Here is a 23,442-nt window from a genome sequence, read left to right on the forward strand (position 1 = left end):
CCGCCTATGCGAGCGATCCAGTGTTCGGGAACAGAGTTGATATGAAGCGCAGCGCAGGAATGGCAAGCAATGTCTTTGGCGCCGCGCTGGCCCTGGCATTGCTGCTGGGTACCGCCACGCCGGCGCTAGCCGCCATCGACGAGGGCACGCGCAGCCTTTACGTGCAGCGCTTGGCGAGCAATGCCGCCGGCCAGTTCTCCGGTGTCGCGGGATCGCCACTGGTCGGCGCCGGCAGCGTGCCGGTGCTCGATACCGTCGTCACCTGGGATCGCCTGCGCCGCGACACCTACAAGGGCTTCTTCCCCGAATATGCGCTGTTCCTGCGCAACAATCCCGACTGGCCGCAGGCGAGCGTCATCCGCCGCCTCGCCGAGAAAAGCATCGACGCCGCCGTCGCGCCCGCCGATCGCATCGCCTATTTCCGGCAATTTCCGCCGCTGACGGCGATCGCCCGGCTGCGTTACGCCGAGGCACTGGCCGCCACCGGCCGCGGTGCCGAGGCGCGCAACGCCGCCGCCGAAGCCTGGCGCTCGTCCGGCCTCGATGTCGTCGCCGAGGCGCAATTGCTCAATCGCTTCGAAAACGACCTGACGCCGGCGGATCACCTGGCGCGCGCCGACCGTCTGTTGTGGAGCGGCCAGACGACGGCCGCGGCCCGGCTGCTGCCGCGCATCGACATGGACCGCCGGCTGTGGCTGCTCGCCCGCATCGCCCTGCGCGCCAATTCGCCCGATGCCGCAAACCGGCTTGCGGGCGTTCCCCCGGCGCTGCGCAGCGACCCCGGCCTGCTGCTCGATCGTGCCCAATGGCTGCGCCGCACCGACATGGCCGGCGCCCAGGCTCTGCTCGCCGCCGGCGGGACGGCGCCGGGCACGGTGCTCGACCCCGAAGCCTGGCTCAAGGCCCGGCTCGAATATGTCCGCCTCGCCTGGCGCGCCGGCAATTTCGATACTGCCTATCGCATCGCCGCGCGGCACAATGCCTTTGGCGCCGACAAGCCCATCGCCGAGCGGTCGCTCGGCGAACGCGTGCAGTTCATCGACAATGAATGGCTCGCCGGCTGGCTGGCGCTGCGCAAGCTGGGGCAGCCGGCACAGGCGCTGGTGCATTTCCGCAATGTCCGGGCCGCCGCGCTGACGCCGATCAGCCAGACCCGCGGCGATTACTGGACCGGCCGCGCCGCCGAAGCTGCCGGGCGCAAATCCGAAGCCAACGCCGCCTATGCCGCCGCCGCAACGCATTTCGATTACTTCTACGGCCAGCTTGCTGCCGAGCGGCTGGCCCGCGCGCTGGTCGTCAACCGCGTTCCGGCACCCGCGGTCACCGCCGATGCTGCGGGCAATTTCCGCGCCGATCCTCTGGTGCGGGCGGCGACGGCGTTCGGCGATCTCGGCGATCGCGGCCGCCAGACGATCTTCCTGCGGCACCTCGCCGACCGCGCCGAAACGCCGCTGCAACAGGCGCTGGTGGCCGGCCTTGCCAGGCCGCTCGATCGTCCCGACGTCGGCGTCTACGCCGGCAAGACGTCGCGCAGCTTCGGCGAACTGGCGCTGCTCGATGCCGCCTTTCCGATGCTGGACCTGCCCGCCAGCCTGTCGAGCCAGTTCACCATCATCCACGCCATCGCGCGGCAGGAAAGCCAGTTCGACCGCACGGCGCTGTCGTCGGCCAATGCCCGCGGCCTGATGCAGCTGCTGCCGAGCACCGCGGCCGAACAGGCGGCAAAGCTGGGCCTGCCGGCGTCGACCGAACGGCTGAGCAGTGATCCCATCTACAACGTTACCCTGGGGTCGGCCTATTTCGCGCGGTTGAAGAGCAACTTCGCCGGCTCGCATGTCCTTGCGGTGGCGGGCTACAACGCCGGGCCAGGCAACGTCCGCCGGTTCATCACCGCCAACGGCGACCCCCGCCTCGACGGCATCGACACGGTCGACTGGATCGAGGCGATCCCGCTTTCGGAAACCCGCAACTACGTCCAGCGCGTGCTCGAAAATGCCGTGGTCTATGATCTCATGCACCCGCGGACGGCGGTGATGCCGACGACCAACCGGTTGAGTGCGTATCTGGGCAAGAGCACGCCAGGCTGAACAGCGCCCCGCCGCGCTGCGGGAACAGCCTAAAGCACGCCGGCCTTTTTCGCGGCCGTCTTCAGCTCGGGCGAAATCTCGGGCCAGCTGAGGTCGACCCCTGCCCCCAGGCCCGTGACCACCGCTTCCAGCCCGGCCAGCCGCGCCGCCTTCTTGTCGTCGGCGGCGATGATCGTCCAGGGCGCGATTTCGGTCGAGGTCTTGTCGAACATGTCGTGATAGGCGTCGATATAGTCCGCGCGCTTCGACCGATTATGGTAGTCGTCCAGCCCGGTTTTCCAGCGTTTCCAGGGCACTTCCAGCCGTTCCTTCAGGCGCCGATCCTGTTCACCTTGCGTCACATGGAGGAACAGCTTGACGATGCGCACGCCGTCGGCGGCCTGCATCGCCTCGAACTGGTTGATCTCGTCATACGCCCGGCCCCATTCCGCCGCGGTGGCAAAGCCGTCGATCCGCTCGACCAGCACCCGCCCGTACCAGGTGCGGTCATAGACAACGATCTCGCGCTTGTCGGGCAGCCGGCGCCAGAAGCGTTCGAGATAATGCTCGCCCCGCTCGATGTCGGTCGGCGCACCGATCGACCAGACATCGGTGAAGCGCGGGTCGAGCGTTTCGGTCAGCCGCTTGATCAGCCCGCCCTTGCCGCCGGCGTCCCAGCCTTCGACGGCAACGATGCCGCGCAGGTTGTGGCAGATATACGCCGCCTGGATCAGTTCCATCCGGTGCTGCAATTCCTTCAGCCGCGCCTTGTAGGTCTTGCCGTCGACAGGAACGACGTCTTCGAAATGCTTGAGGCGCAGCCTGGACATCTACTCGACCACCCGAATATGCAGCTCGCGCAGCTGCTTCGCCGTCGCCACGTTCGGCGCGTTCATCATCAGGTCTTCCGCCTTCTGGTTCATCGGGAAGACGACGACTTCGCGGATGTTGGGCTCGTCGGCGATCAGCATGACCATGCGGTCGACACCCGGCGCCGAGCCCCCGTGCGGGGGCGCGCCGAACTTGAAGGCGTTGATCATGCCGGCGAAATCGCGATCGACATCATCGCGACTGTAGCCGGCGATCTCGAAGGCCTTGTACATGATTTCCGGGCGATGGTTGCGGATGGCGCCCGACGACAGTTCGACGCCGTTGCAGACGATGTCGTACTGATACGCCTTGATCGTCAGCGGGTCCTGCGTCTCCAGCGCCTCGAGCTCGCCCTGCGGCATCGAGAACGGGTTGTGGCTGAAATCGATCTTCTTGGCGTCCTCGTCATATTCGAACATCGGGAAATCGACGATCCAGCAGAATTTGAAGGTGTCCCTCTCGATCAGCCCGAGTTCCTGCCCGACGCGGGTCCGCGCCAGCCCGGCCAGCTTCGCCGCCTGGGATTCCTTGCCGGCGGCAAAGAAGCAGCCGTCGTCCGGCCCCAGCCCGAGCTGGTCGTAAACAGCCTGGATGCCGGCCTCGCCGTGATTCTTGGCGATCGGCCCGCCGAACTCGCCGCCCTTGCGGGTGACATAGCCCAGCCCCGCATAACCTTCGGCCCGCGCCCATTCGTTCATGTCGTCGAAGAACTTGCGGCTCTTTTCGGCGGTGCCCGGCGACGGGATGGCGCGCACGACATTGCCGCTTTCGACCATCTTGGCGAACAGGCCGAAGCCCGAGCCGACGAACTGGGCCGTCACATCCTGGATCTCGATCGGATTGCGCAGGTCGGGCTTGTCGTTGCCGTACTTCAGCATCGACTCCGCATAGGGGATGCGCGGGAACGCCCCCTTGGTCACCGCCCAGGGCGTGCGGCCGCCGAAGCCGGCGTTCTCCTCGAACACCCCGGCCAGCACAGGTTCGATCGCCGCAAAAACATCGTCTTGCGTGACAAAGCTCATTTCGAAATCGAGCTGGTAGAATTCGCCGGGGCTGCGATCGGCACGCGCATCCTCGTCGCGGAAACACGGCGCGATCTGGAAATAGCGGTCGAAGCCGGCGACCATCAGCAGCTGCTTGAACATCTGCGGCGCCTGCGGGAGCGCATAGAATTTGCCCGGATGCACGCGGCTCGGCACCAGGTAATCGCGTGCGCCCTCGGGGCTGCTCGCCGTCAAGATCGGGGTCTGGAACTCGGTAAAGCCCTGCTCGATCATCCGCCGGCGCAGCGACGCGATGACATTCGACCGCAGCATCATGTTGGCGTGCAGCCGCTCGCGCCGCAGATCGAGGAAGCGGTACTTCAACCGAATATCCTCGGGATATTCGGCGTCGCCGGCCACCGGCAGCGGCAACTCGCTCGCCGCCGACTGCACCGTCACCGCGGTCGCCCGCACCTCGATATCGCCGGTGGCGAGATTGGGGTTCACCGCCCCGCCCTCGCGCGCCACGACATCACCGGTGATCGTCACCACCGATTCGAGCCGGGCGCGATCCAGCGTCTCGAACGCCGGCGACGCCGGGCCGACGACGATCTGGGTCAACCCGAAATGGTCGCGCAGGTCGATGAACAGCACGCCGCCATGATCGCGCTTGCGATGGATCCAGCCCGACAGCCGGGCCGCGGCGCCGGCATCGGTGGCGCGCAGGGCGCCGCAATTATGGGTGCGATAGGCGTGCATGATGGGCAATTTCCGGGCAATGATGCGCTGGTGTCAGGATGCCGCGTGACACACCGGCGTTGCGGCTTTGTCAAGCATGCACGGCTGCGCTATGCCGAGTCATGCTCATACACCCGTTGGTCACCGATACCCAAACCCTCACTGCATTGTGCGAGCGCCTGAGCCAGGCCGAATTCGTCACCGTCGACACCGAATTCATGCGCGAAAGCACCTATTACCCGGATCTGTGCCTGGTCCAGGTCGCCAGTCCGACCGAAGCCGCCGCCATCGATCCCAAGGCGCCGGGCATCGATCTCGCGCCGCTGCTGAAGCTGCTGGTCGAGGACGAGGTGCTCAAGGTGTTCCACGCCGGCGGCCAGGACCTGGAGATCATCTACAACCTGACCGGCAAGACCCCCGCCCCGCTGTTCGACACCCAGATCGCCGCCATGGCCCTGGGGCTCGGCGAACAGATCGGCTATACCAACCTCGTTGCCGCCTATCTCGGCCATCAGGTCGACAAGGGCGCGCGCTTCACCGATTGGGCGCGGCGGCCGCTGAATGATCGCCAGCTCGAATATGCCATCGGCGACGTCACCCATCTGGCGACGCTGTTTCCCAAGATGGTCGACAAGCTGCGCCGCACCGGTCGCGGCGCCTGGCTCGACGACGAGATGGCACGCGCCTGCGACCCCGCTACCTATGCCAACGATCCCGATCGGGCGTGGCAGCGCCTGCGCCTGCCGTCGCGCAAGGCCGATGTGCTGGGCAGGCTCAAGGCGCTGGCGCGCTGGCGCGAGCTGGAGGCGCAGGACAAGGACGTGCCGCGCGGCCGCATCGTCAAGGATGAAACGCTCGGCGATCTCGCCGGCTCGCCGCCGCGCAGCCAGGCCGATCTCGCCAAGGTGCGCGGTCTGAGCGCGGCCTGGGCGTCGAACGCCATCGGTGATCGGCTGATCCGCGCGCTGCAGGATGCCGGACCGCTGCCGCTCGAGGAAATGCCGGCGCGCGAGCCACAGCGGCCGGGCCTGTCGTCAGAAGGCGCACTGATCGCCGATCTGCTCAAGCTGCTGCTCAAGATTCGTTCCAAGGAGACCGGCGTCGCCCCCAAGCTGATTGTCCGCGGCGACGATATCGATGCGCTGGCCGCCGGCGTCACCACCGGATTGCCGGTCCTCGAAAGCTGGCGCCGGGATGTATTCGGCGCTGATGCCCTGGCGCTTGTCGAGGGTCAGCTCGGTTTCGTCGTCAAGGATGGCAAACTCACGATGACCAGGGTGAGCGATGAAGCCACCGTTTCATCCAACGAATCGATTGGCGAGCTGGGAACCTGAACGTCCGCGATGCGTTGACCTGCTGCAGTCTGTTAAGATTGTAGTAACGGTTGCGTAGCGTTCATGATTGGGCTTCGGGCTCTGGCGAGGCAATCGCTAGAGCCCAAGCACCCGTACGGCCTCTGCGATCACCGCGTGCCGCGGGGCCATGTCGTCGGCGAGATGCCGGTGTGTCGGAATATGAAACAGCCCTGCATCGAGGCCGGCAAGCGCGATTTCGGCACAGCGTTCGGGCGTGATGACCGCCATCGCTGCCGGCCACGCTGCCGGATCGGGGCCCAGCCCGTCACGCGTCATGCCGGTATACACGCCGCCCGGCAGCAGGACATGGACGTCGAGTGGCTTGTCGCCGCCCACCGCCTCGTCGCGCAGCCATTCGGCCAGCGCCAGCACGCCATGCTTGGATGCGGCATAGAGCCCGAGGCCGAAACCCTTCACCGCCGATGGCACCGACAGCGAATTTTCGCTGCCGGTGATCATCAGCCGGCCGCGCGTTCCGCCCGCCTCCAGGTGCGGCAGCCAGGCCTGCGCCAGCCGCAGCGGCGCCAGCATGTTGAGCTCCAGCATCCGCGCCAGTGCCGGATCGTCGAGATCGGCCTTCAGCAGGCGCTTGCGATAACCGACGCCGGCATTCGACGCGATAAAATCGATACGACCGGTGCGCGCCTGGATATGATCGACCAGCGTCGCCGCGGCATCGGGTTCGGCAAGGTCGATCGCCAGCGCCTCGCCATCGATGCCGAGCGCGGTTTCCGCCGCGGCATCGCCGTCGATATCGGCACAGAACAGCCGCGCCCCGCGGGCCGCCAGCGCTTCGGACAAGGCGCGGCCGATACCCGATCCGGCGCCGGTCACCAACGCCACCTGGCCGTTGAAATCGATCATCTCGCGCCCCCCGCCTCCAGCCAGTCCCGAAACACCGCCATCGCCGCAGTTTCGGGCCGCGACCGCGCCCGCGTCAACCAATAGCTGCCGACATCGATGGTGACGTCCGACAGCGGCACCAGCCCGGGCACCACCCGCCCCGCCGCAAAGATAGGTGCCGGAAGCAGTGCGACGCCGGCACCGCCCGCCGCGGCGATCGCCAGTGCCAGCCCCGAATCGAACAATGGCCCTTGCAGCACTGGGCACGGCAGCCCGGCGGCGGCAAACCAGCGCTGCCATTCGCCGGCACGATAGGATCGCAGCAGCGGCAGGCTCGCGATCGGCTGCCCGGCAAAGTTTGGCGCCGCCATCGGGATCATCGGCGCCGGCATGATCAGCGTCGCCAGCACGCCCGGCCAGTCGCCATCGCCGAAGCGGACAGCGAGGTCCAGACCCTCGGCGGCCAGGTCGGCGCGATTGTTGTTGGTCATCACGCGCAGGTCGATGGCCGGGTGCCGGGCCGCGAAATCGGTCAGCCGCGGCAGCAGCCAGCCGACGGCAAAGGTGCCGACCACCCCCACCGCCAGCACGGCACGATAGCGGCCATCGACAAAGCGATCGAGGGTCGCGCCGATGCTGTCGAAGGCTGCCCCCAGCACCGGCACCAGTGCCTCGCCCTCGTCGGTCAGCAGCACGCCGCGCGGCAATCGGCGGAACAGCTGCACACCCAGCCGTGCCTCCAGCCCCTTGATCTGGTGGCTCAGCGCCGCCTGGCTGACGCACAGCTCGATCGCAGCGCGGGTGAAGTTGCGATGCCGCGCCGCCGCCTCGAAGGCACGCAGCGCGTTGAGCGGGATTTGCGGACGATCCATCCCGCGTCATTAGCCTGGGTAATGGCTGGGGTGAAATATGCTCGCTTGCCCGGGTGTCCCTCGTCGCTAGCGTGGCAATCGCCATCACGGGAGCCCGAGACGATGATCGACCGCCGCCACTTCGTCCAGATGACCGCGTTGCTCGCTGCCGCCCCGGCGCTGGCGCGGGCAGCGCCGCCGCTCGACCTCGAGGTCGCGGTGCTGGCCGCCGAACGCAGCACCGGCGGCCGCATCGGCCTTGCCGTCCACGACACCGCCACCGGCCGCCGCTTCAGCCATCGCGGCGCCGAACGCTTCCCGATGGCCAGCACCTTCAAGATGGTGCTGGTGGCGGCGATCCTCGAGCAGGTCGACCGCGGCAAGGAGCGGCTCGACCGCGCCATCCCGGTTACGGCGCGCGACATCCTCGACGTTTCGCCGGTGTCGAAACAGCATGTCGGCGGCACCGCGACCGTCGCTGCGCTGGCCGAGGCGACGATCATCTACAGCGACAACACCGCCGCCAATTTGCTGCTGCCCGCCGTCGGCGGCCCCGCCGGGCTGACCGCCTTCCTGCGCCGCATCGGCGACCCGGTAACCCGCCTCGACCGCATGGAGCCGATGATGAGCGAGGCCCTGCCCGGCGACCCGCGCGACACCACCAGCCCCGATGCCATCGCCACCACCTGGGAACGCCTGCTGCTCGGCAACATCCTGTCGCCGGCCAGCCGTCGGCAACTCACCGCCTGGCTGGTCGCCAACACCACCGGCGACACCCGCCTGCGCGCCGGGCTGCCGAAAGGCTGGAGGGTCGGCGACAAGACCGGCACCGGCGGCCATGGCAGCGTCAATGATGTCGCCATCGTCTGGCCGGTTCGCAGCGTTGCCGGACCCGTGTTGATCGCCAGCTTCGTGAACGGCGGCACGGCGCCCTCCGACACGCTCTATGCCGCACATGCCGGGCTGGCCCGGGCGATCACCGCGGCGCTGTAGCACCCGAAACATTCGCTTGACCGGGCCGGCGAGCCGCCTATGAGCGGCCCCGGGCCACGCGGTCCCAACGCCGCGCGAGCTCTCTGTAAGGAGAGAACATGACTGACCGTCCTACCGCGCCCCCGGCGCGTCCGCATTTTTCGTCCGGCCCCTGTGCCAAGCGCCCCGGCTGGGCAGCCTCCGACCTTCCAACCGATTCGCTCGGCCGTTCGCACCGGTCCAAGATCGGCAAGGCGCGCCTGAAACTCGCCATCGACCTGACCCGCGAAATCCTCAACGTCCCGTCGACGCACCGCATCGGCATCGTCCCCGCCTCCGACACCGGCGCCTATGAAATGGCGATGTGGAGCCTGCTCGGCGCCCGTCCGGCGACGATGCTGGCCTGGGAAAGCTTCGGCGAAGGCTGGGTGACCGACGCCGTCAAGCAGCTGAAGCTCGATGCCGATGTCGTCACCGCGCCATATGGCGAGTTGCCCGACCTGACCCGCATCGACCAGAGCCGCGACATCTGTTTCACCTGGAACGGTACGACCTCCGGCGTCCGCGTCCCCAACGGCGACTGGATCCGCGACGACCGCGAAGGTCTCAACCTCGTCGACGCCACCTCGGGCGTGTTCGCCCAGGAGATCCCCTGGGACAAGGTCGATGTGCTGACCTACAGCTGGCAAAAGGTGCTGGGCGGCGAAGGCGGCCATGGCGTGCTGATCCTTGGCCCCCGCGCCGTCGAGCGTCTCGAAAGCTACACCCCGGCCTGGCCGCTTCCCAAGATTTTCCGCCTCACCTCCAAGGGCAAGCTGATCGAAGGCATCTTCAGCGGCGAGACGATCAACACGCCGTCGATGCTGGCGGTCGAAGACTATATCGATGCGCTCCTATGGTCGAAGCACATCGGCGGCCTGCCCGAACTGATGGCCCGCGCCGACGGCAATGCCCAGGCACTGGCCCGCTGGGTTGAGCAGACACCCTGGGTCGAACACCTCGCCAAGGCGCCGGAGACGCGGTCGAACACCAGTGTGTGCCTGACCCTGCCCGGTACGACCGAAGAGCAGGTCAAGGCCATGGTGTCGCTGCTCGAAAAGGACGGCGCCGCCTATGACATCGGCGCCTATCGCGACGCGCCGGCCGGCCTGCGCATCTGGTGCGGCGCCACTGTCGACACCAGCGATATCGAGACGCTGACGCAGTGGCTCGACTGGGCCCACGCCGAAGTCACGAAATAATCGTCATCCCGGCGCAGGCCGGGATCCACCGCCGGCCCAGGCGCCGGTCGTCGTCGTCTCCCACCACAGTGGATGCCGGGTCGAGCCCGGCATGACGAAGCAGAGGAAACAGCCCATGCCCACAGTCCTTATCTCCGACCAGATGTCCCCCAAGGCCGCCGAAATCTTTCGCGCCCGCGGCATCGAGGTCGATGAAATCACCGGCCTCAGCAAGGACGAGCTGATCAAGATCATCGGCAACTACGACGGCCTCGCGGTGCGCAGCGCCACCAAGGCCACCAAGGACGTCATCGCCGCCGCGACAAACCTTAAGGTCATCGGCCGCGCCGGCATCGGCGTCGACAATGTCGACATTCCGGCCGCATCGGGCGCCGGCGTTGTCGTCATGAACACGCCCTTCGGCAACTCGATCACCACCGCCGAACACGCCATCGCGCTGATGTTCGCCCTCGCCCGCCAGCTGCCCGAGGCCGATGCCAGCACCCAGGCCGGCAAGTGGGAAAAGAACCGCTTCATGGGGGTCGAGCTGACCGCCAAGACACTGGGGCTGATCGGGGCCGGCAACATCGGCAGCATCGTCGCCGACCGCGCCCTCGGGCTGAAGATGAAGGTCATCGCCTATGACCCGTTCCTCACCGCCGAACGCGCCGAGCATATGGGCGTCACCAAGGTGACCCTCGATGAACTCCTCGCCCAGGCCGATTTCATCACGCTGCATACGCCGTTGACCGACAGCACCCGCAACATCCTGTCGGCGGAAAATCTCGCCAAGGCCAAGCCCGGCGTGCGCATCATCAACTGCGCCCGTGGCGGCCTGATCGACGAGGTGGCGCTCAAGGCCGGGCTCGACAGCGGCCACATCGGCGGCGCCGCGCTCGACGTCTTCGTGGAGGAGCCCGCCAAGGCCTCGCCGCTGTTCGGCACGCCGAACTTCATCTCGACGCCGCACCTCGGCGCCTCGACCGATGAAGCCCAGGTCAATGTCGCCATCCAGGTCGCCGAGCAGATGTCGGACTTCCTGCTGACCGGCGGCGTCACCAACGCTCTCAACGTCCCGTCGCTCAGCGCCGAGGAAGCGCCGCGGCTGCGCCCCTACATGCAGCTGGCGGAACGGCTCGGCAGCCTCGTCGGCCAGCTGGTGTCGTCGGGCATCAGCGGCGTGACGGTGGAGGTCGAAGGCGCCGCCGCCGAACTCAACATCAAGCCGATCACTGCCGCCGTGCTCGCCGGGCTGATGCGCACCCACAGCGACACGGTCAACATGGTCAACGCACCGTTCCTGGCGCGCGAACGCAACATCGAGATCGCCGAGGTCCGCCACGAGCGCGAGACCGACTATCACACGCTGGTCCGCGTCACCGTGAAGACGCCGGATGGCGATCGCAGCGTCGCCGGCACGCTGTTCGGCATGACCAAGCCGCGGCTGACCGAGATCTTCGGTATCACCGTGGAGGCCGATCTCAACGGCCGCATGCTGTACATCGTCAACGAGGACAAGCCCGGCTTCATCGGCCGGCTCGGCTCGACGCTCGGCGAGGCCGGTGTCAACATCGGCACCTTCCACCTCGGCCGCCGCAACGAGGGCCAGGAGGCCATCCTGCTGCTGTCGGTCGACGACGCCATCCCCGATCCACTGCTCGCCGGCATCTGCCAGCTGCCCGGCGTCAAGACGGTGAAGGCGCTGGTGTTCGCGTGAGCATGAGCCCCTGCCCCGCTCACGGCCCTTGCCGTGATCGGGGAGAGGGGGCTACTCCCCTCCCCGCCATGCTCTCACTTCGCCCATGATCCCCCCCGGCCTCCTCCCCGAGGGCCTTCGCGACCGCCTGCCCCCGCAGGCGGAGGCGACCGCCGCGCTCGTCCGCAGCCTGACCGGCAGCTTCGCCGCGCACGGCTATGAACGCGTGCAGCCGCCGCTGGTCGAATATGAGGAATCGCTCGGCAGCCGTCTCGGCGGCGCGGCCCGGCGCGAGTTGCTGCGCTTCACCGATCCGGTCAGCCAGCACACGCTGGCGCTGCGGTCCGACATGACCGGCCAGGTCGGCCGCATCGCGGTCACCCGCCTCGGCGATGCCGCCCGGCCGCTGCGCCTGTCGTATGCCGGACCGGTCGTCCGCGTGCGTGGCACCCAGCTCAATCCGGAACGCGAGGCCGTGCAGGTCGGCGCCGAACTGATCGGCAGCGACACCGCCGCCGCCGCCGGCGAAGTCATCGGCGTCGCCGTCGAGGCATTGCGCGCGGCGGGCCTCAGCGGTCTGTCGATCGACATCACGCTGCCGACCTTGGTCGCCGATCTGGCCGGCGCTGGCTGGCCGCTGGGCCGCGCCGCGCTCGCCGATGTGCAGGCATTGCTCGACGGCAAGGACGTCGGCGGCCTGATGGCGCTCGGCGCCGGCGCCTATGAACCACTGATCGCCGCCGCCGGCCCCGCTCCACAGGCGCTGTCACGGCTTGCGGCGCTCCCCCTGCCCGCGCTGGTCAGGGCCCGGCTCGATGCCGTCGCGGCACTGGTCGCGGGACTCGGCGACATCGCGGTGACCATCGATCCGACCGAGCGACACGGCTTCGAATACCAGACCTGGATCGGCTTTTCGCTGTTCGGCACCGGCATTTCGGGCGAAGTCGGCCGCGGCGGCGCCTATGTCATCATGCGCCCGGATGGCTCGGCCGAGGCGGCGATCGGTTTCTCGCTTTACATCGACGGGCTGGTCGATGCCGGGCTCGGCGTCAGCGACCCGCGCCGCGTGCTGCTGCCGGCCGGTACCGACCCCGCTGTCGGCGCCACGCTGCGCGCCGCCGGCTGGTCGACCGTCGCTGCCTTCGATGCGGCCGCCGACCCCCGGGATTTTCGCTGTACCCATGCGTGGAATGGCGTAGAGGCCAGCCCGGTCTGACCAAAGGAAACCCATGCCCAACGTTACCGTCATCGGCGCCCAATGGGGCGATGAAGGCAAAGGCAAGATCGTCGACTGGCTGTCGGAACGCGCCGATGTCGTCGTGCGCTTCCAGGGCGGCCACAATGCCGGCCATACCCTCGTCGTCGGTGATAAGGTCTACAAGCTGAGCCTGTTGCCGTCCGGCATCGTGCGCGGCACGCTCAGCATCGTCGGCAACGGCGTCGTCTTCGATCCCTGGCATTTCCGCGACGAGGTCGCGCGCGTCTCCGCCATGGGCGTCAGCATCACGCCCGAGAACCTGCACGTTTCCGACCAGTGCCCGCTGATCCTGCCGCTGCACAGCGATCTCGACGGTGCCCGCGAGGATGCGTCGGGCGCCGGCAAGATCGGCACCACTCGTCGCGGCATCGGCCCGGCCTATGAGGACAAGGCCGGGCGCCGCGCGCTCCGTGTCTGCGATCTCGCTCACCTCGACGACATCGGCCCCCAGCTCGATCGCCTGCTCGCCCACCACAATGCCCTGCGCACCGGCTTCGGCATCGCGCCCGTCGATCGCGAAGCACTGGTCGCCCAGCTGCACGAGATCGCGCCATCGGTGCTGCCCTTCGTCAAACCGGTGTGGACGACGCTGCGCGATGCCAAGGCCAAGCGCAGCCGCATCCTGTTCGAAGGCGCCCAGGGCGTGTTGCTCGATGTCGACCACGGCACCTATCCGTTCGTGACCAGTTCCAACGTCGTCGCCGGCCAGGCGGCGGCGGGCAGCGGCATGGGGCCGAACGCGGTCGGTTATGTCCTCGGCATCGTCAAGGCGTACACGACGCGCGTCGGCTCCGGACCTTTCCCCACCGAACAGGACAATCCCGACGGTGAAAAGCTCGGCCAGCGCGGCCATGAATTCGGCACCGTCACCGGGCGCAAGCGCCGCTGCGGCTGGTTCGACGCGGTGCTCGTCCGCCAGGCGATCGCCGTGTCGGGCGTCGCCGGCATGGCGCTGACCAAATTGGACGTGCTCGATGGCTTCGAAACGCTGCAGATCTGCACCGGCTATCGCCTCGACGGCCAGGACCTCGACTATTTCCCCGCCCACAGCGCAGACCAGGCCCGGGTCGAACCGATCTACGAGGCCTTCGAAGGCTGGGCCGAATCGACCGCCGGCGCCCGCCGCTGGGCCGATCTGCCGGCCCAGGCCATCAAGTACATCCGGCGCATCGAGGAACTCACCCAATGCCCGGTGGCGCTGGTCAGCACATCACCCCAGCGTGACGACACCATCCTGGTCCGCGACCCGTTCATGGACTGATGCCGTGCCGGCTTGTTCCGGCACGCGCCTCGGCATATCGTTACGCTAGTGGCATTGATCACCCTCATCGCGGCGGCAAGCTTCGCCTGCGTCAATCCCCGTCATCACGACGGGGACGCCATTCGCTGTGAGGGCATCCCCAAGGCGATGCGCCTCCATGCCATCGACGCGCCGGAAATGCCGGGCGCCTGCCGTCCCGGTCGTGCCTGCACGCCCGGCGATCCCTACCGGTCGCGCGACTATCTCGCCGGCCTGACCCGCGGCAAGCGGGTAACCTGCGATGCGGTCGATACCGATCGCTATGGCCGCCAGGTCGTCGACTGCACAGCGGACGGCCGCAACCTCGGCTGCGACATGATCGCGGCCGGCATGGCAGCGCCGCGCTACGGGCAGCTGGATTGCGGCCCGGCGCGGCTCACGGTTGCCGACCAGCTTGCCGATGTCGCCGGCGATCGGACCGACACCCCGTCGCGTGCCGAGCTTGTCGATCTCGCGACGCCGGGCGCAGCGCCGCTGCCGGAGCGCACGCAGATAGAGGCGCTGGACCCCGCGCCGACGGTGCGGACGGCGTGGCTGACCTGGCCGCGTATCGGCCTGTGGCTGCTGGTCATGAACCTGCTCGCCGCGGTGCTGTTCTTCATCGACAAACGTCGCGCCATGGCCGGTGACAGCCGGCGGCGCGTACCCGAATCCACGCTGCTGCTCGTCGCGGCGATCGGCGGCAGTGCCGGCGCCATCGCCGTCCAGCAAATCCTGCGCCACAAGACGCGGAAACGACCCTTCGCCAACCGCCTGCTGATGATCGCCGGCGTCCACCTCGGCATCATCCTCGCCCTTGCCGCGCCGGTCATCTAGCGCCGCGACCACAACCTCCGGAGCCCGGCAACGCACACGTAAAAATCTTTCATTAGCGTTTCGTTCAAACTAATGGATGATCATGTCTCTGCTCGTTCTTGCCGCAGCCACCGGCTTTGCCTGCATGAACCCCGCGCATTCCAGCGGTGAGGTCGTGCGCTGCGCGGCCCGCGGCCAGGCCATGCAGCTGCACGACATCGTGGCCCCCGAGCCCGCCGTGCCATGCGGCGGCCTGTTCGGCGATTGCCCGGTCGATCCCGGCGCCGCGGCCCGTGACCACCTTGCCGCGCTGACCCGCGGCAAGGAACTCCGGTGCACCCCGACGGGCGGGCGGACAAGCCTCGACAATCCGCCGCGCACCATCGTCCGCTGCATGATCGGCGATGTCGACCTGTCGTGCCAGATGGTCGCCGACGGCTATGCGCTCGGCAACGACAACATTACCCGCTGCGCCAACGAAATCCGCAGCCGCCGCGTCGCCGCCGCGCCGCCGCCCCGACCGGCGCTGATCATCCCGTCCGTCATCTGGCGCTGGCTGCCGCTCTACCTGCTGCTGATGAATATCGTCACCTACTTCGTCTTCGCGGCCGACAAGCGCCGCCAGGTGACCAATATCAACCGCATCGCCGAGGCCGAACTGCTCGGTCTGATTGCCTTCGGCGGCGGCATTGGCGCCCTTGTCGCACAGGTTCGGCTCGATCATATGCGCGACGAACAGCCTTTCGCCAGCCAGGCGGCCATCCTGCTCGGGCTGCAGATCGGCGCCGCGATCGCCGTCGGCGCGATGCTGACGCTGAGAATCTAGCGGCGCATCCCTGTCACCCCGGCGAGGGCCGAGGCCCGTGATTGACAATCTTCGGAACGCACGGGCTCTTTTGCTACTCGTCGCGATACGCCGGCAGCGCCAGCCCCTTGCCGATCGCCAGCGCGCGCAAAGCAAAGCCTGCCGCAGCGCCGATGATCCCCGCCGGCAGCGCCGCCATGCCGAGCACGACAAGCAGCACATAGGTCGTCGCCCCCAGCGCAGCGGCGGAAATATAGATTTCGCGCCGCAGCAGGATCGACGGCTCGCCGGCCAGCACGTCGCGGACGATCCCGCCGAAACTCGCTGTCAACACGCCCATCACGATGCACGGCAGCGGCGGCAGCCCATAGCTGCCGGCCTTCGCCGCACCGATCACCGCATAGGCCGCCATGCCGATGGCATCGAACCATAGCAACGCCGGCAATTGCCAGCGATCGGCGCGCAGCACCCAGACGGCGCCTGCGGCGATCAGGCAAATGCCGAGATAGTCCGACCGCCCGACCCAGAACACAGGCGCACCGATCAGCAGGTCGCGCAGCGTGCCACCGCCGATGCCGGTGATCGCGGCAAAGAACGCAAAGGTGACAATTGTCTGTTTGGCCCGCGCCGCCGCCAGCGCGCCGGATACGGCAAACACCGCCACGCCCGCCATGTCCAGCCACGACAGCAAGGGCCGCACGGTTTCCAGCGCCGGCGGGTCGATCATGCCCGGCGCCGCCGCGGGCGAAACCGCACCCAGAGCAGGACGAACCCGCTCGATACCGAGACCAGCGAAAGCGCCGCCGACGCGATGAGAAAGGGATGATGCGTGTCCTCGCGCCCCAGCGGGTCGAGGATATGCAGGCCCCACGCGAAATCGAACCAGCGCCACAGATCGGTGCGCACCGCCATCACCTCCCCCGCCGTGCCGATATAGACATGGGTGCCATCCGCGTCATCGACCCGCCACGCCGCCCCTGGCCGGCGCAACTCCAGCGGCGGCGGATCGGCGACCGGCATAGCCACCAGTGGCGGCCGCAGCTTGACCTCGTTGCCCGCAATCGCCAGCGCATCGCCCCGACCGATCGTCCAGTTCTGCCCATCCCGCGCATCGATCAGCCAGCGCCGCTCGCCTGCCGCCATCCGATAAGCCGGGCGACCAAGCAAGGCGATCAGTTCGGCCCGCTCGATCGGCCGATCGGACCGCGGCATCGGTGCGAGCCGAAAGGCCCGCAGGTCGACCGCCGGCACATCGCGCCGCAACGTCGTGCCCCGCACCTCCTCGATGGCAAAGGAGGTCATCAGCAGCCCGCTCGCCGTCCACAACAACAGCTGGATACCAACGACGACACCGATCCATAGATGGATCTTGTGAAACAGCCGCACAGTGAACCGGCGGCGCGGCGCCATCTGAACGGTCATGCGAGCCACGCCAGTCCGCCGGCCAGCTGGTCTGGCGAAAAATCGACCTGCAGCACCCGGCGGCGCGACGGTGCCACGGCGCGGTCTGACCGATGCACGATGGGAGTCGCATAGGCCCAGACATCCCCGGCTTGCGCGACACAGGCCATTTGCTCGCTACCGGCTGCAATCCGACCGGCATCATCGGCGGCCACGCGGCTGTGGTGGCTTCCGAATGCGACGTGCAGGGGCGCATTACCGGGACCGCAGTCGTCGAGATGCAGCCGCAGCGTCACCATGCGCGCCATGATTGCAAACGGCGGCTCGACGTGCGTCATGCCGTCCTTCACCGACCACGGTCCAAAGCCCTCAAGTTCGACCCGCTGCTGCACCGCGATCGTTCGGTCCTGGTGCCATGGCACAAACCAGTTGCTGCCGGGCGTCTTGTCAAACAGCACGGCACGAACCGGCCGGGCGCCCTCGCAGCATGCAGACGCGATGTCCTGCATGACATGCAGCGCATCGGTGACGAAAGCGGAGCTGCATGCATAGCGCTGGCCGGGCTTGGAAGCCGTCGTGCAACTTGATCGCAATGCGGCAATGGCCGCTGCGGAAGCGACCTGCGGCCAATGCAGGCACCCTCGCGCCGCAAGCATCGCCGCCGGCGGCGCCATCACATGTGGATCGGCTTGCCCGTCACCGCCATGGCGGCTTCCTTCAGCGCCTCGGGGTGGGTCGGGTGGGCGTGGCAGGTCATGGCGATGTCCTCGCTCGACGCGCCGAACTCCATCGCGATCGCGGCTTCGGCGATCATCGTGCCGGCCATGCTGCCGATGATGTGGACGCCGAGCACGCGATCCGTCTTGGCATCGGCCAGCACCTTGACGAAGCCTTCGGTGTCGCGATTGGCCTTGGCGCGGCTGTTGGCGGCGAACGGGAACTTGCCGGCCTTGTAGTCGATGCCGGCGGCCTTCAGTTCTTCTTCGGTCTTGCCGACGGTCGCGACTTCGGGGTGGGTATAGACGACCGCTGGAATGACGTCGTGGTTCACATAGCCGGTCAGCCCGGCGATGTTGTCGGCACAGGCCAGCCCCTCGTCCTCGGCCTTGTGCGCCAGCATCGGGCCGGGAACGACGTCGCCGATCGCCCAGATGCCCGCCACCGGCGTCGAAAAGTCATGGCCGACCATGATGCGACCGCGATCGAGAACCAGCCCCGTCGCCTCGATGTTCAGGCCATCGGTATTGGGCCGCCGGCCGACCGACAGCAGCACGATATCGGCGGCGATGTCGGTTGCATCCCCGCCCGCGGCGGGCTCGACGCTGACCACGGCGCCGGCGCCGTCGCGTTTGACGCCTGTCACCTTGGTCGAAGTATGGATCGCAAAGCCTTGCTTCGTCAGCACCTTTGCAAAGGCGTTGGCGACCTCGATGTCCATCGCCGGCACGATCCGCTCGGCATATTCGACAACCGTGACCTTGGCCCCGAGGCGCCGCCAGACCGAGCCCATTTCCAGCCCGATATAGCCACCGCCGATGACCACCAGATGCCCCGGCACCTTGTCCAGCGACAGCGCCTCGGTCGAGGTGACGATGACCTCGCCATCGGGAGTCATGCCCGGCAACAGCGCGACTTCGGAACCGGTGGCGATGATGAAATCCTTCGCCGTGATCGCACGGTCGCCGACCTCGATCGCCTTTGCCGAGGTAAACTTGGCCTCGCCCCTGATCCATTCGACCTTGTTCTTCTTGAACAGAAAGGCAATGCCGTCGGTCAGCTCCTTGACCGCCTTGTCCTTTTCACCGAGCAGCGCCGGCAGGTCGAGCTCGACGCTGCCCAGCTTGACGCCGAACTTGGCGAGCGACCCGTCCCTGGCTTCCTCGTAATATTCGCTGCCGTGAAGCAGCGCCTTCGACGGAATGCAGCCGACGTTGAGGCAAGTACCACCAAGCCGGTCGCGCTTTTCGACGCAGGCGACCTTAAGGCCGTGCTGCGCCGCGCGGATGGCGGCGACATAGCCACCGGGGCCGGCGCCGATGACGACGACATCGAAATCGAATTCGGCCATGGTGTCAGTCCTTTACAGGTCGATCAGCAGGCGCGACGGATCCTCGATCGCGTTCTTGATGCTGACGAGGAAGGTCACCGCCTCGCGGCCATCGACGATGCGATGGTCGTAAGACAGCGCCAGGTACATCATCGGGCGGATCACGATCTCGCCGTCCCGCACCACGGCGCGATCCTCGATACGATGCAGGCCGAGCACGCCCGATTGCGGCGTGTTGAGGATCGGCGTCGACATCAGCGAGCCGAAGACGCCGCCGTTGCTGATGGTGAAATTGCCGCCCTGCAGTTCCTCGATCTTCAGCTGGCCGTTCTGCGCCCGCTTGCCGAAATCGCCGATCGCCTTCTCCATCTCGGCAAAGCTCAGCTTGTCGGCGTTGCGCAGCACGGGAACGACGAGGCCGCCGGGCGACGACACCGCGATGCCGAGATCGGCATAGTTGCGATAGACGATCTCCTCGCCCTCCACCGAAGCGCCGACGGCGGGCACGTCGCGCAGCGCCTGGACGACCGCCTGAGAAAAGAACGACATGAAGCCAAGGCGGACGCCATGCTTCTTCTCGAACAAGTCCTTGTACCTGGAACGCGCCGCCATCACCGCCGTCATGTCGACGTCGTTGAACGTCGTCAGCATCGCGGCGGTGTTCTGCGCCTCCTTCAGCCGGCGCGCGATCGTCTGGCGCAGTCGCGTCATGCGGACGCGCTCCTCCTTGCGCTCGCTCGTCGCCGGGGCCGCAACTGCCGCAGGCGCCGCCGATTCCGAGGCCTTGGCACGCACCTTGGCCGTGCCGGCCTCGATCGCGGCGAGCACATCGCCCTTGGTCAGGCGACCATCGCGGCCCGACGCCGTGATGCTTGCCGGGTCGAGGTTATAGGTATCGACAAGCGTCCGCACCGCGGGGCCCATCGCCTCGAGCGGCTGAACGCCGGCAGCGGCGGGCGCCAGGGGGGCCGCGGCAGGTGCCGGCGCAGCAGCAGGCGCCGCCACCTCAGCCGCCTTCTCCGCTGCTGCCACCGGCGTCGGCGCTGCGGCTGCTGCCGCCGCCTCGGTGCCGCTCTTCTCGACCCTGGCCGCCGGCGCCGCACCCGCCACCTCGATCAGCGCGATGCGCGCGCCGACCGCGACATTGTCGCCGACCTTGAACAACTGCTCGCCCATCGTGCCGGCGACCGGCGACGGCACTTCGACTGCGACCTTGTCGGTTTCCAGGCTGACGATCGGCTCGTCGGCGGCCACCGCGTCGCCGGGCTGCTTCAGCCACTGGCCGACGGTCGCCTCGGTGATCGATTCGCCCAGCGCCGGGATGATGACGTCGGTTGCCATGATGTTATCCTGCATTCTGCTTTGATTTCAGCCCGCCGCGGATGGCGGCGGTGACTTCGGCGCGGCTGGCGCCCAGCGCCTCGGCAACCAGCTTGGCCTGTTCGGCATTGTGGCGCCGCATCAGCCCCGTCGCGGTCGCGGCGGCGGCGGCGCGGCCGGCATAGATCGGCCGACGGTCGAGCGCGTCCTCGATCAGCGGCGCGACAAAGGTCCAGGCGCCGGCGTTCTTCGGCTCCTCCTGCGCCCACACCACCTCCTCGAGGTTCGGGAATCGCGCGACATAATCGGAGATGACATCGGACGGGAAGGGATACAGCTGCTCGACGCGGAGCAGATAGACATCGTCCCGATCGGTCTTCTCGCGCGCCTCGAGCAGGTCATAATAAACCTTGCCGCTGCACAGCACGAGGCGACGCACGTTTTCGGGCGTGCACGGTGCCAGGTCATCGAGGCAGCGGTGGAACGTCGTCCCCGCATCCATGTCGGCGATCGTCGACACCGCCCGCTTGTGCCGCAGCAACGATTTCGGCGTGAAGATGATCAAGGGCTTGCGGAAATCGCGCAGCAATTGGCGGCGCAGCAGGTGGAAATAGTTCGACGGCGTCGTCGCGTTCGCCACCTGGAGGTTATCCTCCGCACACAGCTGCAGGAACCGCTCCATGCGCGCCGAGCTGTGCTCGGGCCCCTGCCCCTCGTAACCATGTGGCAGCAGCATCACGAGCCCGTTGGCGCGCAGCCACTTGATCTCGCCCGATGCGATGAACTGGTCGATGATGGTCTGGGCGCCGTTGACAAAATCGCCGAACTGCCCCTCCCACAGCACCAGGGTGCGCGGATCGGCGAGCGCATAGCCATATTCGAAACCGAGCACCCCGAACTCGCTCAACGGGCTGTCGAGCACCTCGAATTCCGGGCTGATCGCCTTCAGCGGCGTGTAGCGGCTTCCATCGAGCTGGTCGGTCCACACCGCATGGCGCTGGCTGAAGGTGCCGCGCCCCGAATCCTGGCCCGACAGGCGTACGCCATTGCCGTCCTGCAGCAACGAACCAAAGGCCAGCGCCTCGGCGGTCGCCCAATCGATGTTGGTGCCGGATTTCAGCGTTTCGGCCTTCGCATCAAGAATGCGCGCCAACGTCTTGTGAATGTTGAACGACGGCGGCACCGTCGTCAGTGTCTGGCCGATGGCGCGCAGTTCCGCCGCCGGCACCCCGGTCATCGCGGCGCGGCGGGCGCCGATCTCGTCCTTGGGCTTGCCCAGGCCCGACCAGCGACCCTCGAACCAGTCCGCCTTGTTGGCCTTGAAGCCGGCGGCGGCGTCGAAATCGGCCTCCAGCGCCGCGGTATAGCCATCGATGGCAGCCTGCAGGAACGCGTCGTCGATGACGCCCTCGCGCCGCAGCCGGGTGGCATAAAGCTCACTGACCGGCGGATGCCTGGCGATGGCGGCGTACATCAGCGGCTGGGTGAAGCTCGGCTCGTCGCTCTCGTTGTGGCCGAAGCGGCGATAGCACCACATATCGATGACGACGTCGCGCTTGAACGTCTGGCGGAACTCGGTGGCGACCTTGGTGGCAAAGGTCACCGCCTCGGGGTCGTCGCCGTTGACGTGGAAGATCGGCGCCTGGACGATCTTGCCGACATCCGACGGATAGGGCGACGAGCGCGCGAACTGCGGGCTCGTCGTGAAACCGACCTGGTTGTTGACGATGAAATGGATGGTACCGCCGGTGTTATAGCCCGTCAGCCCCGAAAAGCCGAAGCATTCGGCGACGATGCCCTGCCCCGCAAACGCCGCGTCGCCATGCAGCAGCACCGGCATCGCCCGGGTGTGGTCCTCGTCGCCGGCCATGGTCTGGATGGCGCGCACCTTGCCGAGCACGACCGGATCGACGGCCTCCAGGTGCGACGGGTTCGGCGCGAGCGACAGATGGACCTTGTTGCCATCGAACTCGCGGTCGGTGCTGGCACCGAGATGGTATTTGACATCGCCCGAGCCGCCGACATCGTCCGGGTTGGCCGAACCGCCGCCGAATTCATGGAAGATGATGCGAAACGGCTTCTGCATGACATTGCCGAGCATGTTCAAGCGCCCGCGGTGCGGCATGCCGAACACGATCTCGGTGATGCCGAGCTGGCCGCCGATCTTGATGATCGATTCCATCGCCGGGATCATCGCTTCGCCGCCGTCGAGCCCGAAGCGCTTGGTGCCGACATATTTGCGACCGAGGAATCGTTCGAACTGCTCGGCCTCGACCAGCTTGTTGAGGATCGCCTTCTTGCCAAGCGCGGTGAACTGGATCTCCTTGTCGCGGCCCTCGATCTTGTCCTGCAGGAAACGGCGTTCCTCGACGTCGTTGATGTGCATGTATTCGAGACCGACATTGCCGCAATAATTGCGGCGCAGGATGTCGACGAGCTCGCGGATCGTCGCGGTCTGCAGGCCGAGCGCCCCGCCGATATGCACCGGGCGATCGAGGTCGCTGTCCTTGAAGCCGTGGTATTCGGGCGTCAGGTCGGCCGGCAGCTCGCGCTTCATCAGCCCCAGCGGATCGAGATTGGCGGCAAGGTGCCCGCGCACGCGATAGGTGCGGATCAGCATCAGCGCCGAAATCGAATCCTGCGCGGCGCGCGCGATCGCATCGCTGTCGGCACCATTGGCGGCGGCGACCTGCATGGCCTTGGCGGCGACTTTCGCCGGCGCCGTGACGATCATGTCGGACGCATCGAGCGCCCGGGTCAGATCGTCGGTCGCAACCGGCGGCCAGTCGCTGCGCGCCCAGCTAGGCCCCGCGCTGTCCTCGGCCGTGGGCAGCAACGCTTCATATTCCATCACGACAGTCCTTGCATCGTAGCGGGCTGATAGCCCCGGCGGCCCGGCGTGTCACCGCAGATTAACGCATG

Annotated in this window: 19 protein-coding genes; 9 read left to right on the forward strand and 10 right to left on the reverse strand. The window is 67.4% G+C overall.

Annotated elements, in window-relative coordinates; genetic code table 11:
• Window positions 1-41: 41 nt before the first annotated feature.
• Entirely contained in the window at window positions 42-2,087 is a 2,046-nt protein-coding gene (locus tag ACP7AI_RS04080) for a lytic transglycosylase domain-containing protein (RefSeq protein WP_426164366.1), read from the forward strand.
• Window positions 2,088-2,116: 29 nt separating this feature from the next.
• Here ACP7AI_RS04080 and ACP7AI_RS04085 read toward each other — a convergent pair whose 3' ends face one another.
• Both ACP7AI_RS04085 and aspS read right to left on the reverse strand, forming a co-directional pair.
• On the reverse strand, window positions 2,117-2,896 hold the full coding sequence (locus tag ACP7AI_RS04085) for a polyphosphate kinase 2 family protein (RefSeq protein WP_426164368.1): 780 nt from the start codon (window positions 2,894-2,896) through the stop codon (window positions 2,117-2,119).
• Window positions 2,897-4,678, reverse strand: coding sequence for an aspartate--tRNA ligase (gene aspS / locus ACP7AI_RS04090; RefSeq protein WP_426164370.1), 1,782 nt, complete (start codon window positions 4,676-4,678; stop codon window positions 2,897-2,899).
• A 101-nt stretch (window positions 4,679-4,779) separates the two neighbouring features.
• On the opposite strand from aspS, the gene rnd reads away from it, so the two are divergent.
• Complete coding sequence (gene rnd, locus ACP7AI_RS04095; protein WP_426164372.1) at window positions 4,780-5,991, forward strand: ribonuclease D; 1,212 nt, start codon at window positions 4,780-4,782, stop codon at window positions 5,989-5,991.
• A gap of 96 nt (window positions 5,992-6,087) precedes the next feature.
• On the opposite strand, the gene ACP7AI_RS04100 is transcribed toward rnd, so the two are convergent.
• Window positions 6,088-6,876: an SDR family NAD(P)-dependent oxidoreductase gene (locus ACP7AI_RS04100; RefSeq protein WP_426164375.1), complete on the reverse strand. Its 789-nt coding sequence runs from the start codon at window positions 6,874-6,876 to the stop codon at window positions 6,088-6,090.
• Window positions 6,873-7,727 carry a LysR substrate-binding domain-containing protein gene (locus ACP7AI_RS04105; RefSeq protein ID WP_426164377.1) on the reverse strand — a complete coding sequence of 285 codons (855 nt, stop codon included), beginning with the start codon at window positions 7,725-7,727 and terminating at the stop codon, window positions 6,873-6,875. Before ACP7AI_RS04105 ends, ACP7AI_RS04100 begins: the two co-directional genes overlap by 4 nt.
• A 102-nt stretch (window positions 7,728-7,829) precedes the next feature.
• Between ACP7AI_RS04105 and bla the strand changes: the two genes are divergently transcribed.
• The 7 genes from bla (at window position 7,830) to ACP7AI_RS04140 (ending at window position 15,773) form a co-directional block, all read left to right on the forward strand.
• Window positions 7,830-8,699 (forward strand): class A beta-lactamase, encoded by an 870-nt coding sequence (bla, locus tag ACP7AI_RS04110; RefSeq protein ID WP_426164380.1) that lies wholly within the window; start codon window positions 7,830-7,832, stop codon window positions 8,697-8,699.
• Window positions 8,700-8,797: 98 nt separating this feature from the next.
• Window positions 8,798-9,919 carry a phosphoserine transaminase gene (locus tag ACP7AI_RS04115; protein WP_426164383.1) on the forward strand — a complete coding sequence of 374 codons (1,122 nt, stop codon included), beginning with the start codon at window positions 8,798-8,800 and terminating at the stop codon, window positions 9,917-9,919.
• Window positions 9,920-10,034: 115 nt separating this feature from the next.
• Window positions 10,035-11,615: a phosphoglycerate dehydrogenase gene (serA, locus tag ACP7AI_RS04120; protein WP_426164385.1), complete on the forward strand. Its 1,581-nt coding sequence runs from the start codon at window positions 10,035-10,037 to the stop codon at window positions 11,613-11,615.
• Between the two features lie 85 nt (window positions 11,616-11,700).
• The gene (locus tag ACP7AI_RS04125; protein WP_426164388.1) at window positions 11,701-12,810 is read left to right on the forward strand and encodes an ATP phosphoribosyltransferase regulatory subunit; all 1,110 of its coding nucleotides are present in this window, start codon (window positions 11,701-11,703) and stop codon (window positions 12,808-12,810) included.
• 13 nt (window positions 12,811-12,823) lie between these two features.
• On the forward strand, window positions 12,824-14,113 hold the full coding sequence (locus ACP7AI_RS04130; protein WP_426164391.1) for an adenylosuccinate synthase: 1,290 nt from the start codon (window positions 12,824-12,826) through the stop codon (window positions 14,111-14,113).
• 48 nt (window positions 14,114-14,161) lie between these two features.
• Complete coding sequence (locus tag ACP7AI_RS04135) at window positions 14,162-14,968, forward strand: DUF1294 domain-containing protein (RefSeq protein WP_426164394.1); 807 nt, start codon at window positions 14,162-14,164, stop codon at window positions 14,966-14,968.
• A gap of 82 nt (window positions 14,969-15,050) precedes the next feature.
• Window positions 15,051-15,773, forward strand: a complete 723-nt coding sequence (locus tag ACP7AI_RS04140; RefSeq protein ID WP_426164397.1) for a DUF1294 domain-containing protein — start codon at window positions 15,051-15,053, stop codon at window positions 15,771-15,773.
• Window positions 15,774-15,846: 73 nt separating this feature from the next.
• Here the strand turns inward: ACP7AI_RS04140 and ACP7AI_RS04145 are convergent, their stop codons facing one another.
• The 6 genes from ACP7AI_RS04145 to ACP7AI_RS04170 are packed head-to-tail and all read right to left on the reverse strand — an operon-like array spanning window position 15,847 to window position 23,371.
• A complete protein-coding gene (locus ACP7AI_RS04145) occupies window positions 15,847-16,479 on the reverse strand; it encodes a trimeric intracellular cation channel family protein (RefSeq protein ID WP_426164400.1) in 633 nt (210 codons plus the stop codon).
• Window positions 16,476-17,174 (reverse strand): hypothetical protein, encoded by a 699-nt coding sequence (locus ACP7AI_RS04150; protein ID WP_426164403.1) that lies wholly within the window; start codon window positions 17,172-17,174, stop codon window positions 16,476-16,478. Before ACP7AI_RS04150 ends, ACP7AI_RS04145 begins: the two co-directional genes overlap by 4 nt.
• Window positions 17,171-17,827 (reverse strand): phytanoyl-CoA dioxygenase family protein, encoded by a 657-nt coding sequence (locus ACP7AI_RS04155; protein ID WP_426164406.1) that lies wholly within the window; start codon window positions 17,825-17,827, stop codon window positions 17,171-17,173. Before ACP7AI_RS04155 ends, ACP7AI_RS04150 begins: the two co-directional genes overlap by 4 nt.
• Window positions 17,827-19,221 carry a dihydrolipoyl dehydrogenase gene (gene lpdA, locus ACP7AI_RS04160; protein WP_426164409.1) on the reverse strand — a complete coding sequence of 465 codons (1,395 nt, stop codon included), beginning with the start codon at window positions 19,219-19,221 and terminating at the stop codon, window positions 17,827-17,829. Before lpdA ends, ACP7AI_RS04155 begins: the two co-directional genes overlap by 1 nt.
• Window positions 19,222-19,233: 12 nt before the next feature.
• The gene (gene odhB / locus ACP7AI_RS04165) at window positions 19,234-20,541 is read right to left on the reverse strand and encodes a 2-oxoglutarate dehydrogenase complex dihydrolipoyllysine-residue succinyltransferase (RefSeq protein ID WP_426164412.1); all 1,308 of its coding nucleotides are present in this window, start codon (window positions 20,539-20,541) and stop codon (window positions 19,234-19,236) included.
• Between the two features lie 4 nt (window positions 20,542-20,545).
• A complete protein-coding gene (locus ACP7AI_RS04170) occupies window positions 20,546-23,371 on the reverse strand; it encodes a 2-oxoglutarate dehydrogenase E1 component (protein WP_426164414.1) in 2,826 nt (941 codons plus the stop codon).
• Window positions 23,372-23,442 lie beyond the last annotated feature (71 nt).

Source organism: Sandarakinorhabdus sp. DWP1-3-1 (genome assembly GCF_049896705.1).
GTDB lineage: Bacteria > Pseudomonadota > Alphaproteobacteria > Sphingomonadales > Sphingomonadaceae > Sandarakinorhabdus.